The following is a 13,755-nucleotide window of genomic DNA, read 5'->3' as shown; positions in this document are numbered from 1 at the left end:
AGCTTGGGGATGAACTCCTTGGCCTGCCTATCATAACGCAATACTACAGGCATAAACACCTCTCCTGCGAGCATCCCCAAAAACGACAAACCCGCCGATAAAAATCGACGGGTTTGTCAGTAGTCTGACCCCGCGGGATGGACAATCCCGCGGGGTTTTTCTTTGTCAACAAACGCTGTCGATCAGGCCAGGACGGCGAGCAGCAGCAGCGCCACGATGTTGGTGATCTTGATCGCCGGGTTGACGGCGGGGCCAGCCGTATCCTTGTAGGGATCGCCAACGGTATCGCCGGTCACCGAAGCCTTGTGCGCCTCGGAACCCTTGAGGTGACGAACGCCGTCCTTGTCGACGAAGCCGTCCTCGAAGCTCTTCTTGGCGTTGTCCCATGCACCACCGCCCGACGTCATGGAGATTGCCACGAACAGGCCGTTGATGATGACGCCGAGCAGCGAGGCGCCCAGCGCCGCGAAGGCAGAGGCCTTGGAACCGGAGATGATCAGCACGCCGAAGTAGACGATGATCGGCGCCAGGACCGGCAGAAGCGACGGAATGATCATTTCCTTGATCGCCGCCTTGGTGAGCAGGTCGACGGCCTTGCCGTAATCCGGCCGCTCGGTGCCCTGCATGATGCCGGGCTTTTCGCGGAACTGCCGGCGGACTTCCTCGACGATGGAGCTCGCCGCGCGGCCGACGGCCGTCATGGCGATGCCACCGAAGAGGTAGGGCACCAGGCCGCCGAACAGCAGGCCGGCGACGACATACGGGTTCGAGAGGTCAAAGGAGATCGTACCGACATCGGCGAAGTACGGATACTTGTCGCCGTTCGATGCGAAATACTGCAGGTCGTTGGCATAGGCCGCGAAGAGCACGAGGGCGCCGAGGCCGGCGGAGCCGATCGCGTAACCCTTGGTGACGGCCTTGGTGGTGTTGCCGACGGCGTCGAGCGCGTCGGTTGACTTGCGCACTTCCGGCGGCAGGTGCGACATTTCGGCGATGCCGCCGGCATTGTCGGTGACCGGGCCGAAGGCATCGAGCGCCACGATCATGCCGGCGATGCCGAGCATGGCGGTGACGGCGATGCCGGTGCCGAACAGGCCGCCGAGCTGGTAGGTGGCGATGATGCCGCCGACGATGACGATCGCCGGCAGCGCCGTCGATTCCAGCGACACGGCAAGGCCCTGGATGACGTTGGTGCCGTGGCCGGTCACCGATGCCTGGGCAATAGAATTCACCGGACGCTTGTTGGTGCCGGTGTAATATTCGGTGATCACCACGATCAACGCCGTCACCACGAGGCCGACAAGGCCGCAGAAGAACAGGTTGGTGCCGGTGATATCTTTGCCGGCGACGGTGCCGATCGAACCCCAGCCGATGCTGAGCTGTGTCGCCACCGCAAGGCCGGCGATCGACAGCACGCCGGTGACGATCAGGCCCTTGTAGAGCGCGCCCATGATCGAGCCGTTGGCGCCGAGCTTGACGAAGAAGGTGCCGACGATCGAGGTGATGATGCAGGCGCCGCAGATGACGAGCGGATAGATCATCGCCGAATCGAGCACCGGCGCGCCGGCGAAGAAGATGGCGGCGAGCACCATGGTGGCGACGACCGAAACCGCATAGGTTTCGAACAGATCGGCGGCCATGCCGGCGCAATCGCCGACGTTGTCGCCGACGTTGTCGGCGATGGTGGCCGGGTTGCGCGGATCGTCTTCGGGAATGCCGGCCTCGACCTTGCCGACGAGGTCGCCGCCGACGTCAGCACCCTTGGTGAAGATGCCGCCGCCGAGACGGGCGAAGATCGAGATCAGCGAGGCGCCGAAGCCGAGAGCGACCAGGGCGTCGATGACTTCGCGCGAGCCGCTGGCATGGCCGAGAAGGCCGGTCAGGATGTAAAAGTAGATCGAGACGCCGAGAAGGGCGAGGCCGGCGACCAGAAGGCCGGTGATGGCGCCGGACTTGAAGGCGATGTCGAGGCCTGCGGAAAGGCTGTGCGAGGCGGCCTGGGCGGTGCGCACGTTGGCGCGCACGGACACGTGCATGCCGATAAAGCCTGCGGCGCCGGAAAGAACGGCGCCGATCAGGAAACCAATCGCGGCAGCGCCCGAAAGCAGCAGCCACGTCGCTATGAATACAACGATACCAACAATCGCAATCGTCTTATACTGGCGTGTAAGATAGGCCTGAGCCCCTTCGCGTATGTAGCCGGCAATCTCTTGCATGCGGCTGTTGCCCTGGTCGGCGGCAAGCACCGACTGGGTTGCCCAGATGGCATAAACCACCGAAAGCAAACCGCATGCGATAACGCCAAATAAAATGGTCATTTCGCTTTGTCCTCTCCCATTACGCCGGGCTCACTCCCTCCCGGCAGCCTCGCAGGCAGACCCCACGCTCCTCTTCATGGCCGGTCCCCACGTGGAGGCGAGATTGCGTGCAGGATGCCGTGGCGTCAAGCCCTGGCTTCTTGCGCTGTGCATAAGGAAAGGAAGGTCGGCGACACGGCATTAAACTATGACATGTCGCGGCAGGAAATCAGCGACTTGCGCGGGAACGCGACCGCAGAAGCAGTGCCACCAGCAGCAGGCAGAAAATCGTCACCGGCCAGATGACGAGGTTCATCACCGACCATCCGAAAGCCGAGAAAACCTTGCCGGATGCGAAGGATGACAGCGCCACTGTGCCGAACAGGATGATGTCGTGAAAGCCCTGCACCTTGTCGGCCTCTTCTGGGCGGTAGCTCGATGCGACGATGGCCGTCGAGCCGATGAAGCCGAAATTCCAGCCGATGCCGAGCAGGATCAGCGCGCCCCAGAAATTCCAGAGTTCGATGCCGGCATGGGCGACGAGGGCGCAACCCATGAGAATCACCAGGCCGGCGGCGACGACCTTTTCGCTGCCGAAGCGCGAGATGAGCATGCCGGTGAAGAAGCTCGGCGCGTACATGGCCAGCACGTGCCACTGGATGCCGAGCGTGGCGAGATCGGAAGAAAAGCCGCAGCCGATGACCATGGCCAGCGGCGCGCCGGTCATCATGAAGGTCATCAGCGCATAGGTGGAGATGCCGCAGACCATGCCGGTCGCGAATCGCTGCGTCATGACGATTTCGGACAGCGGCCGTGTCGGCACCGTTGCGGCCGCAGCGGAAGTTTTCTGGTCGGGCAGCTTCAGGAAGGCGAAGATGCAGAGCGCAACGAGGCAGAGCGGGATCAATGCCATGAACGAGCCGGCAAACATTACCGGGCTGAAGATGTCCTTGGCCCAGATCGCCAGCTGCGGCCCGAGCACCGCGGAGACGATGCCGCCGGCGAGGATCCACGAGATCGCCCGCGGCTTGTAGAACCCCGGTGAGGCATCGGCGGCGGCAAACCGGATCTTTTGGGCAAAACCGGCCGAGATGCCGATCAGCGCCAGGCTAACGGCAAACATCCAGAAATCCGAGCGGAACAGGGAAATGGCCGCCATGGCGGCACCAAGCGCGCCGACCATCGAGCCCATCATGAAGCTCGTCTTCCGGCCAAGACGCTGCGACAGAAGCGCAATGAGCACGGCACCGGCGGCAACGCCGATGTTGAAGCCGGTCAAGGGGGCGGTGGCGAGAGACTTGTCCTCGCCGAGCAGCTGGTATCCCACCAGGCCGCCGACGGCAAAGCTGACCGGCGGTGCGCCGCCCAGCACCGCCTGGGCGGCGGTGAGAATGAAAACGTTGCGTTTGGCGGAAGATAGCTGCCGCTTCGGATCTGCGGCGACCTCAGTCTCGATCGTCATGGCGGCGTTTCCTTCCCGCGTCACGTCATGGTGGACGGGGGCGGCGATCCTTCGCCGTCCACACGCCTCGGCTTGAGATGGGAAACGAGGGCGTGGGTTGCCCTCAGTCCTTCTTCTTCTGGTCGCCGCGTATCTGCTTGGCGATACGGTCGAGAACGGCGTTGACGAGCTTGGGCTCGTCTTCGGAGAAAAACGCCTGGGCGATTTCCATATATTCGGTGACGATCACTGCGACCGGAACGTCCTTGCGTTCGATGATCTCGAAGACGCCGGCACGCAGGATGGCGCGCACGGTGCTGTCCATCCGCGACAACGCCCAGTCGTCCTGCAGCGCCGAGCCGATCAGCGGATCGAGCTTCGTCTGGTCGCGCACGACGCCGGCAACGATCGAGCGGAACCAGCCGGCATCGGCCTTCAGATAGGTTTCGCCGTCCACTTCCTGGCCGAGGCGATGGGCTTCGTATTCCGCCACCACTTCGAGGACGCCGGCGCCGCCGATATCCATCTGGTAAAGCGCCTGCACCGCAGCAAGACGGGCTGCGCCGCGCTGGTTGGCGGGCTTTACCGGCTGTCCGGGCTCCTGCTTGCTCATTGCTCGCCACCAAACTTCTGCCGCAGCGCGACCATGGTCAGCGCCGCGCGTGCGGCAAACCCGCCATTGTCCTTTTCCGAACGGCGCACGCGCGCCCAGGCCTGGTCGGCATTCTCGACGGTCTGAATGCCGTTGCCGATCGCCAGGGACTCGCTGACGGCGAGATCCATCAGGGCGCGGGCCGACTCGTTGGCGACGATGTCGAAATGATAGGTCTCGCCGCGGATGATCATGCCAAGCGCGATGAAACCGTCGTAAATCGTGCCGCCGTCGTCGGCGGCGTCGAGCGCCATGGCGATTGCCGGCGGAATTTCGAGGGCGCCGGGAACCGTGACGATGTCATAGGTCGCACCGGCTTCGTCCAGCGCGAATTTCGCGCCTTCGAGCAGGGCGTCGGCCATGTCGCCATAAAAACGGGCTTCGACGATCAGAAGATGGGGGTTTGAGCTGGACATGCGTCACCTGATTGTGCGGGGGGCGCCACGCGCCCGACATGGGCGGGTCAAACCACGGCGCATAGCGCTTTGCAAGCATTTTCGGCGCAGGTCGCCGATTTCGAATGTCACAACGGCAGGCACGGTCCACAAGGCCATGCTACCCTCTGCAAAGAAGCAGAGGAATCAGCCGCGGATGAACAGGAAAACCATGACGACAATTCCAACGCTGGAAACCGAACGCCTGCTGCTGCGCGGCCATCGCCTCGACGATTTCGAGGCCTACAGGGCACTTTGGAGCGATGCCGACGTCGTTCGTTACATCACCGGCTCGCCGATGAGCCGCGAGCAGGTCTGGGGGCGGCTGATGCGCATCGCCGGCATGTGGCACCACATGGGTTTCGGCTTCTTCGCCGTCGAGGAAAAGGCGACCGGCCGCTTTATCGGCGAGGCCGGTTTCCATGACCTGCACCGCGACATGACGCCCTCCATCGAGGGAACCCTGGAAACCGGCTGGGCGCTGATGCCGGACTGGCACGGCAAGGGATATGCAACGGAGCTACTGCAGACCCTGCTGGCGTGGGCCGAGGAGAATTTCCCGGAAAAGTGCATGACCTGCATCATCAGCCCGGAGAATGCGGCCTCGATCCGGGTCGCCGGCAAGATGGGTTTTCGCGAGACGGCCCGCACCGACTACCACGGCGAAACCATTCTGATGGAACGCAGCCGATCAGCCGGTTGAAGCTGGCAACGCCGCCAACTCAGCCGCGATTGACCGGGAATTCCGCCAGCCGTGCCGCATAGCGGGCCATGGTGTCGACTTCGAAATTGACGAAATCGCCGGCCTTGCGCTCGCCCCAGGTGGTGACTTCGAGCGTATGGCGGATCAGCAGCACGTCGAAATCCGTGCCCCCGACCGCATTGACCGTCAGCGAGGTACCGTCGAGTGCGACCGACCCCTTGGGCGCCACGAACCGCGCCAGATGCTCCGGCGCGCGGAGGCGGAAGCGTGTCGCATCCCCCTCAGAGGTAACCGAGAGAATTTCCGCCTTTCCGTCGATATGGCCGGAGACGATGTGGCCGCCGAGTTCGTCGCCGATTTTCAGCGAGCGCTCGAGATTGATGTGGCTGCCCGCTTTCCAGCTGCCGACCGTGGTCAGTCGCAGCGCCTCTTCCCAGGCCTCTACTTCGAACCAGCGGCCGTTCTCGCCATCCGCCGGCAGGCCGGTGACGGTGAGGCAGATGCCGGAATGGGAAATCGAGGCGCCCATGTCGATGGTAGCAGGATCGTAATGGGTCGCCACGCGCAGCTTGATACCTTCCTTCAGCTGCGAAACGCTGTCGATCGTGCCGATATCGGTGACAATTCCGGTAAACATCAAAATTCTCTTTCGTATTCGTCGCAGCGGTCGCCGCCATAAAGGAAGGTGCGAGTGTGGAGAAAATCCGATGGCATATCGGTGGCCGACAGCGGCGATTCAATACCGCCCGCGCCGATTTCGCCCGGCCCCTGGTAGAGCAGGATGCGATCGACCAGGCCGGCATCGAGGAAAGCGCGGGCAACCCGCGCGCCACCTTCGACCATCAGCGAGGAAATGCCGCGCGTGGCAAGCGCCGGGAGCAGTTCGTCGATGCGGTCGGGATCGCATTGCAGCACCTCGACGCCCGCCGCGACCAGCGCATCGCGCCGCGCCTGAAAAGCCTCGTCGGGATCGTCGTCAAGCGACGGAGGCTCGCCGGCGACGGCGATCACCGGCACCTGACGGGCGGTGCGGACAAGCTTGCTCGCAACCGGCAACTCCAGCCGGCGATCGAAGACGATGCGGTTCGGCGAATACTGTTCCAGGCCGGGCAGCCGGCAGGTCAGTTCCGGATCGTCGGCGATGGCCGTACCGGCGCCGACGAGGATGGCATCCATCTCCGCCCGCAAGGCGTGAACCTGCGCCCGCGAGGTCGGGCCGGTGATCGCCACCTGCCCCGAACCGAGGTGGCCGATCCTGCCGTCGGCGGAAACCGCAAGCTTGAGAATCACATAGGGCCGCTTCTTCGTCTGACGTGTCAGATAAGCGGCAAGCGCCTGCCGGCTTTCGGCCTCCATAACGCCGGTATCGACGACGATGCCCGCCGCCCGCAACATCTCGACACCACGGCCGGAGACGCGGGTATCCGGATCGGTCACGGCGATGACGACACGGGCGACGCCATAAGCGATCAGCGCCTCGGCGCAGGGCGGCGTCTTGCCGTGGTGCGAACAGGGTTCGAGGGTGACATAGGCCGTCGCTCCCCTCGCCTGTTCCCCGGCCTCTGCCAGCGCCTGCGGCTCGGCATGCGGCCGGCCGCCGACGGCGGTGACGCCGCGGCCGACGATGACGCGGTCCTTGACGACGAGGCAGCCGACGGAGGGATTGGTGGAAGTGTTGCCGGTGTTCCAGCGCGACAGGCGGATGGCTGCCGCCATGAACCGCCGGTCGTCCGCCCCGCCCTGCATCGGATCAGGCGTCCGCGCCGGAATCGCGGCCGATCTTGGCGTTGATCTCGTTGATCACCTTCTCGAAATCCTCGGCATGCGAAAAATCGCGATAGACCGAGGCGTAACGCACGAAGGCGACGTCGTCGAGACTCTTCAGCGCTTCCAGCACCTGCAGGCCGATCTCTTCGGAGGTGATGTCGGTTTCGCCCGAGCTTTCCAGCCGCCGGGCGATGCCGGAGACGGCCCTTTCGATGCGGTCGGCATCGACGGGCCGCTTGCGCAGCGCGATCTGGAACGACCGTACCAGCTTGTTGCGATCGAACGGCTGCTTGCGGCCGGTCTTCTTGACCACCGTCAGCTCGCGCAGCTGCACCCGTTCGAAGGTGGTAAAGCGCCCACCGCAATCCGGACAGATGCGCCGGCGTCGGATGGAAGTTCCATCCTCCGCCGGGCGGCTATCCTTGACCTGGGTATCTTCCGAACCGCAGTAGGGGCAACGCATGGGATCAGGCCATGTAGCCGTACATCGGGAAACGGTCGGTCAGCTTGACGACCTTTTCACGTACGGCGGCTTCGACGCTTGCATTGCCCTCGTCGGAGTTGGCGACCTTCAGACCATCGAGCACCTCGATGATCAGGTTGCCGATTTCCTTGAACTCGGCTTCCTTGAAACCGCGTGTCGTGCCGGCCGGCGTGCCGAGACGGACACCCGAGGTGACGAAGGGCTTTTCCGGGTCGAAGGGGATGCCGTTCTTGTTGCAGGTGATGTAGGCGCGGCCGAGAGCCGCCTCGGCGCGCTTGCCCGTGGCATTCTTCTTGCGCAGGTCGACGAGCATCAGGTGGTTGTCGGTGCCGCCCGAGACGACGTCGACGCCGCCGGCGACCAGCGTTTCGGAGAGCGCCTTGGCGTTCTTGACGATCTGGGCTGCATAATCCTTGAAGGACGGCTGCAGCGCCTCACCGAGCGCCACCGCCTTGGCCGCGATGACGTGCATCAGCGGGCCGCCCTGCAGGCCGGGGAACACGGCCGAATTGAACTTCTTCGCCAAATCCTCTTCGTTGGTGAGGATCATGCCACCGCGCGGGCCGCGCAGCGACTTGTGGGTCGTCGTCGTGGCGACGTGGCAATGCGGGAACGGCGACGGATGCTGGCCACCGGCGACGAGGCCGGCGATGTGGGCCATGTCGACCATCAGGTAGGCGCCGACCGAGTCGGCGATCTCGCGGAAGCGCTTCCAGTCCCAGATGCGCGAATAGGCGGTGCCGCCGGCGATGATCAGCTTCGGCTTGTGTTCTTCGGCCTTGCGGGCGACTTCGTCCATGTCGAGCAGGTTGTCGCCTTCACGCACGCCGTAGGACACGACGTTGAACCATTTGCCCGACATGTTGACCGGCGAGCCGTGCGTCAGGTGACCGCCCGAGTTCAGGTCGAGGCCCATGAAGGTATCGCCCGGCTGCAGCAGCGCCAGGAACACCGCCTGGTTCATCTGCGAACCGGAGTTCGGCTGGACGTTGGCGAAGCCGACGCCGAACAGCTTCTTGGCGCGCTCGATCGCGAGTTCTTCGGCGATATCGACGAACTGGCAACCACCATAATAACGCTTGCCCGGATAACCCTCGGCATATTTGTTGGTCATGATCGAGCCCTGCGCTTCGAGCACGGCGCGCGACACGATGTTTTCCGAGGCGATAAGCTCGATCTCGTGGCGCTGGCGGCCGAGTTCCTTCTCGATCGCACCGAAAATATCCGGATCGGATTCGGCAAGCGGACGGGTGAAGAAGGCTTCGGTGTTCGTCATTTTCGGAGGGCTCCCTGAACTGGAATGGCGCGCTTGGCGTCTTAGCGGGATGCCGCTTCGAGAGCAATACGACTAGCGACATTTGCTGCGCAAACTACGGTGAGCCGCAGATAAACGCAAAAGGCCGGGCGGAAAACCGGCCCGGCCTCGCATGCATGTATGAAACGATGCTTATTGCGGCAGCACGTCCTCGTCCGGCGAGAAGGAGCCGGAGGGCTGCTCCATGCCGGCGGTGGTCTGCAGCGCCAGTTCTTCGGCGCCGTCCATGCCGTAGATGTCGTCACGGAACTGCACGACGCGGTCGCTTGCCGACCATGCCGTAATGTAGACGAAGTAGACCGGCAGCTCGACCGCAAGCTTGATCGGCGTGTTGACGCGGGCGTTGATCACCTTCTCGATCTGCTGGCGCGGCCAGCCGGGCGTTTCCTGCAGGATCCAGCTGATCAGGTCGCGGACGTTCTGCACGCGCACGCAACCGGAGGATTCGAACCGCATCAGCTTGTTGAACAGGCCCTGCTGCGGCGTGTCGTGCATGTACTCGTTGTTCGGGTTGTGGAAGTTGATCTTCGTCGAGGCCATGGCGTTGATCTTGCCCGGATCCTGGCGGAACATCAGGTTCGGTGCCTTGGCGGCGTTCCAATCGACGCTTTCCGGTGCGACTTCCGTGCCCTGCCCGTCGAACAGACGGATGTTGTTGCGAGTCAGGTAGGTCGGGTCCTTGCGCATCAGCGGCACGATGTCCTTTTCGACGATCGAGCGCGGCGCGGTCCAGTAGGGGTTGAGAATAACCTCGTAGATCTTCGAATTGAGGATATGCGTCGGGCGGCTGGCGCGGCCGACGACGGCTGTGTGGCGCAGGGCGACACGGCTATCCTGCACCGCCTCGATATAGGCTGCAGGAATATTGACCATGACGTAACGGCGGCCGAGATCGCCCGACATCGTCTGCAGGCGGATCAGATTGGTGTTGAGCTGCGACAGGCGCGTTGTTGCCGGCACATTCAGCGCCTTCAGCGTATATTCGCCGATGACGCCGTCGGCCGGCAGGCCATGCCGCGCCTGGAAACGCTTCACGGCGCCGTCGACGTAGGAATCGAAAGCATTCGAAATCCCCGCTGTACGCGACAGGTCTCCGGAAACCATCAGGCGCTGGCGCAGCGACTGGACGCCTGAATCCGAAACGCCGAGCTGGAGCTTCGTGCTGCCGACATTGACCTGCGGCCAGCCACCGTTGGAAACGATCGACTGATAGTCGTAGATCGCCTGCTGGGCATTCGGTACCGCGCCACTGCCAAGGATCGGGTTGTTGGAGACGACCGCGGTCGCCGAACGCGATGCCTTGGCATCGAACTGGTCGTCCCAGTTGCCGCGGCGCGGAGCGTTGATCAGGTCATCGACAGCCGACTGCGCGAACACCGGAGCCGCAAGCGCCGCAGCGCCAGCCGTTGCCGCCGAACGGAGAAAGGCCCGGCGTGAAAAAGCTGCAAGTTCGGATTTTTTCGACATCATCCCTACCATCGTCCTCGCAAAGGCAATAAATCCAGCCTTATCATTGCCATGGTTAACAAACGGCCACCGGCTCGCCGCCGCTGCAGATCGACCGTTCTCCTGTGGTGATTGCCGGCGTAAAGACAGCGCCGTATTCCATTGAAGCGGCTCACATATCAATATGGCCAATTCGTGTCACCCACAGCGCTATCACGCCGGCGTGTTCGCGGACACGGTTAAACCGGAGGCGTCGCCGCCCCCGGTTTTCGGTAATCCCCGCCCTGCAAGAATTAGAGACGATACATGATGGTATCGTTCCAGAAGCGGTCCAGCCGCTGCAGCAGCTTGTTCATCTGGGTGAATTCGTCGTTGCCGATGCCGCCGACCTTCTGGATCGAGCCGATGTGGCGATCGTAGAGCTTGGCGACGGTTTCGGCGATCTCCTGGCCGGCATCCGTCAGGCTGATTCGAACCGAACGGCGGTCGATGCGCGAGCGCTGATGGTTGATGAAGCCGAGATCAACGAGTTTTTTCACATTGTAGGATACGTTGGAACCGAGGTAATAACCGCGCGAGCGCAACTCGCCGGCCGTGAGTTCGGAATTGCCGATGTTGAAAAGGAGAAGCGCCTGAACGGCATTGACGTCATCGCGTCCCTGCCGGTCGAATTCGTCCTTGATGACATCGAGAAGGCGACGGTGCAGGCGTTCGACGAGATGCAGCGATTCCATGTAGAGGGAACGGATCGCATCTTCCTGCGGATCGGCAACGGGTGCCGCGACTTGCGGTTTCATTTTGGTATTCATTGGACTGCCTCACTGTTTTGTTTGGCGGTGTTTGTTTTTCCCGCCTTGTGAGACACCCTATCGAATACGCCTAAAATTCTACTTAAAACGCAGCCTTAACAGGGCCTTACTATTTGACGACCCTGTCTCAGGGTAAATCAACTCCTACCAGGCGCTGCTCTTCCTGCCGGCGCTGCAGCCAAAGCGCGATGCGGAAGGCCGCGTAGAGGAAGATGACGATGCAGTGCAGGATCGGCACGATGATGTTGCGGCCGAAGATCTCCGGCCAGGCCAGGAACATCAGCAACTGGCTGCCGGCGGCCGCCATCCAGATCACCGGCCCCCAGGACACCGTCAGCCACAACCCGAGTGCCGCGACCGGGAAGATCACGGCCAGCGCCGACGCCGCGACCTTCCAGGGAAGATTGAGAAGATCGAAGCGCCCCTGCCCGCCCAGCGAATAGCCGACCAGCATCGCCCAGTATTGCAGGCCGAACCAGAAACAGGACAGCGCGATCAGCCGGAGGAAGATCACGAAAAGCAGCTGTGTCAGCGTGCGGCGCGGCACTGTCTGGGAATCACGGTTCATGGCGGCAGCATACGTCGGCGCGGCCATTTGTCACCACCAGGATGTTGGGTTGCGCGGCGATCATCTGTATAGAACGGATGAGGTGCGTTATAGGCTGGCGCATCCGATCGCAAGAAAGACGAGGACGATCATGCAGGACAAGACCCATCTGGTCGACGAGATCACCGGCCATCGCCGCATGCGCCGCAACCGCAAGGCCGACTGGACGCGGCGCATGGTGCAGGAAAACCGCCTGACGGTGGACGACCTCATCTGGCCGATCTTCCTCGTTCCCGGCAGCGGCATCGTCGATCCGATCCCGGCGATGCCGGGCGTCAACCGCCTGAGCATCGACAAGGCCGTGGAGGCCGTGAAGGAAGCGGCCGACCTCGGCATTCCGGCGATCGCCACTTTCCCGAACATCGAGATGACCCTGCGCGACGAGACCGGCTCCCACAGCCTGGCCGCCGACAACCTGATCAACCAGGCGACGGCGGCGATCAAGAAGGCCGTTCCCGGCATCGGCATCATCACCGACGCGGCACTCGATCCCTTCACCAGCCACGGCCATGACGGCATCCTGCGCGGCGACGAAATCGTCAACGACGAGACGGTCGAGCAGGTGGTGCGCGTCGCCGTCATGCAGGCCGATGCCGGCGCCGACATCATCTCGCCGTCGGAAATGATGGACGGCCGTATCGGCGCGATCCGCCGGGGGCTCGATGCCGCCGGTCACCAGAATGTCGGCATCATGTCTTATGCGACGAAGTTCTCCTCCGGCTTCTACGGCCCGTATCGCGAGGCGATCTGTACGGACGGGCTGCTGAAGGGCGACAAGAACAGCTACTACATCAGCCCCGCCAACGGCACGGAAGCGATGCGCGACGCGGCGCTCGACGTGGAGGAAGGTGCCGACATGCTGATGGTCAAGCCGGGCCTTGCCTATCTCGACATCTGTTGGCGGCTGAAGGAGGCATACGGATTGCCGACCTTCGCCTATCAGGTCTCCGGCGAATATACCCAGATCAAGGCGGCGGCGATGAACGGCTGGATCGACGGCGAGCGGGTGATGATGGAGACGCTGCTCTGTTTCAAGCGTGCCGGCTGCGACGGCATCCTCAGTTATTTCGCCGTCGAAGCCGCGAAAATATTGGCCGGGCGCCCCTGACGTCCGGTGGACGGACATTGTTTTCGGCGAGCCGCACCCCACATAGGGTGAAGGACCAACGGAGCACGACGATGAGCATCAATCCCAACCCGCTTTCCGCAGCACCGGACGACTGGCGCGCCTATAGCGGCGTGCTGTCGCGGCGCGTGATGGCCTTCATTATCGACTATGCGCTGGTGTTGCTGCTGTGTATCCCGGCGGCAGTGCTGGTATTTTTCATCGGCGTTTTTACCCTCGGCCTCGGCTTCTATCTGTATCCGCTGCTGTTCTTCATCGTTGCCGGCCTGTATTTCGGCCTGACGGTGGGCGGGCGGGCGCAGGCTTCGCCCGGCATGCGCGCCGTGGGCCTCGCCATGGTCAGGCTCGACGGCCAGCCGATCGATTTCCTGACGGCAATCATCCATCTCGTGCTGTTCTGGATCCTCAACTCGGTGCTGACGCCGCTGATCCTGCTCGCCGGTCTGTTCATCGAGCGCAGCCGTCTCGTCCACGACCTGCTGCTCGGCACCGCCGTCATCCGTACGGGATTCTGAAAAAGGGGCTTGGCGGCTGCCGAGCCTCGCTCTATAGGCAGGTGATTCGCCAGTAAAGGTAATGGATCACCTGCGCTCAAACATTCGTTTGCGCCCGAAATTCGATCCTTTCTCAAGGAGATAGGCTGAAATATGAGGCGCAAGGCGCAGTTTTCCGTC

General features: G+C 62.9%; 14 protein-coding genes. 3 read left to right on the top strand and 11 right to left on the bottom strand.

What is annotated here, in order from left to right:
• Positions 1-182: 182 nt before the first annotated feature.
• The 4 genes from DEM27_RS04145 to ribH form a co-directional block, all read right to left on the bottom strand.
• Positions 183-2,318 (bottom strand): sodium-translocating pyrophosphatase, encoded by a 2,136-nt coding sequence (locus tag DEM27_RS04145; protein WP_109456878.1) that lies wholly within the window; start codon positions 2,316-2,318, stop codon positions 183-185.
• Positions 2,319-2,526: 208 nt separating this feature from the next.
• Positions 2,527-3,759 carry an MFS transporter gene (locus DEM27_RS04140; protein ID WP_109456877.1) on the bottom strand — a complete coding sequence of 411 codons (1,233 nt, stop codon included), beginning with the start codon at positions 3,757-3,759 and terminating at the stop codon, positions 2,527-2,529.
• A gap of 103 nt (positions 3,760-3,862) precedes the next feature.
• Entirely contained in the window at positions 3,863-4,351 is a 489-nt protein-coding gene (nusB, locus tag DEM27_RS04135; RefSeq protein WP_109456876.1) for a transcription antitermination factor NusB, read from the bottom strand.
• On the bottom strand, positions 4,348-4,806 hold the full coding sequence (gene ribH, locus DEM27_RS04130; protein ID WP_109456875.1) for a 6,7-dimethyl-8-ribityllumazine synthase: 459 nt from the start codon (positions 4,804-4,806) through the stop codon (positions 4,348-4,350). Before ribH ends, nusB begins: the two co-directional genes overlap by 4 nt.
• A gap of 190 nt (positions 4,807-4,996) precedes the next feature.
• Between ribH and DEM27_RS04125 the strand changes: the two genes are divergently transcribed.
• The gene (locus tag DEM27_RS04125; protein ID WP_109456874.1) at positions 4,997-5,527 is read left to right on the top strand and encodes a GNAT family N-acetyltransferase; all 531 of its coding nucleotides are present in this window, start codon (positions 4,997-4,999) and stop codon (positions 5,525-5,527) included.
• A gap of 19 nt (positions 5,528-5,546) precedes the next feature.
• Here DEM27_RS04125 and DEM27_RS04120 read toward each other — a convergent pair whose 3' ends face one another.
• From DEM27_RS04120 to DEM27_RS04090, 7 genes are all read right to left on the bottom strand, one after another.
• Entirely contained in the window at positions 5,547-6,164 is a 618-nt protein-coding gene (locus DEM27_RS04120; RefSeq protein ID WP_109456873.1) for a riboflavin synthase, read from the bottom strand.
• On the bottom strand, positions 6,164-7,273 hold the full coding sequence (ribD, locus tag DEM27_RS04115; RefSeq protein ID WP_109456872.1) for a bifunctional diaminohydroxyphosphoribosylaminopyrimidine deaminase/5-amino-6-(5-phosphoribosylamino)uracil reductase RibD: 1,110 nt from the start codon (positions 7,271-7,273) through the stop codon (positions 6,164-6,166). The genes DEM27_RS04120 and ribD overlap by 1 nt, the downstream gene beginning before the upstream one ends.
• 4 nt (positions 7,274-7,277) lie before the next feature.
• Positions 7,278-7,757, bottom strand: coding sequence for a transcriptional regulator NrdR (gene nrdR, locus DEM27_RS04110; RefSeq protein ID WP_109456871.1), 480 nt, complete (start codon positions 7,755-7,757; stop codon positions 7,278-7,280).
• Between the two features lie 4 nt (positions 7,758-7,761).
• A complete protein-coding gene (gene glyA / locus DEM27_RS04105) occupies positions 7,762-9,054 on the bottom strand; it encodes a serine hydroxymethyltransferase (RefSeq protein ID WP_109456870.1) in 1,293 nt (430 codons plus the stop codon).
• Positions 9,055-9,225: 171 nt separating this feature from the next.
• Positions 9,226-10,560 (bottom strand): L,D-transpeptidase family protein, encoded by a 1,335-nt coding sequence (locus tag DEM27_RS04100; RefSeq protein ID WP_109456951.1) that lies wholly within the window; start codon positions 10,558-10,560, stop codon positions 9,226-9,228.
• Between the two features lie 272 nt (positions 10,561-10,832).
• On the bottom strand, positions 10,833-11,348 hold the full coding sequence (ldtR, locus tag DEM27_RS04095; protein ID WP_109456869.1) for a transcriptional regulator LdtR: 516 nt from the start codon (positions 11,346-11,348) through the stop codon (positions 10,833-10,835).
• Positions 11,349-11,475: 127 nt separating this feature from the next.
• Positions 11,476-11,916, bottom strand: a complete 441-nt coding sequence (locus tag DEM27_RS04090) for a DUF6163 family protein (RefSeq protein WP_109456950.1) — start codon at positions 11,914-11,916, stop codon at positions 11,476-11,478.
• 130 nt (positions 11,917-12,046) lie between these two features.
• On the opposite strand from DEM27_RS04090, the gene hemB reads away from it, so the two are divergent.
• Complete coding sequence (gene hemB, locus DEM27_RS04085; RefSeq protein ID WP_109456868.1) at positions 12,047-13,063, top strand: porphobilinogen synthase; 1,017 nt, start codon at positions 12,047-12,049, stop codon at positions 13,061-13,063.
• A 71-nt stretch (positions 13,064-13,134) separates the two neighbouring features.
• The gene (locus DEM27_RS04080; protein WP_109456867.1) at positions 13,135-13,596 is read left to right on the top strand and encodes an RDD family protein; all 462 of its coding nucleotides are present in this window, start codon (positions 13,135-13,137) and stop codon (positions 13,594-13,596) included.
• The last annotated feature ends 159 nt before the right edge of the window (positions 13,597-13,755 follow it).

Source organism: Rhizobium album (assembly GCF_003122325.1).
Lineage (GTDB): Bacteria > Pseudomonadota > Alphaproteobacteria > Rhizobiales > Rhizobiaceae > Metarhizobium > Metarhizobium album.
The sequence above is the reverse complement of the archived record's forward strand: the minus strand, read 5'-3'. Positions and strand labels throughout refer to the sequence as shown.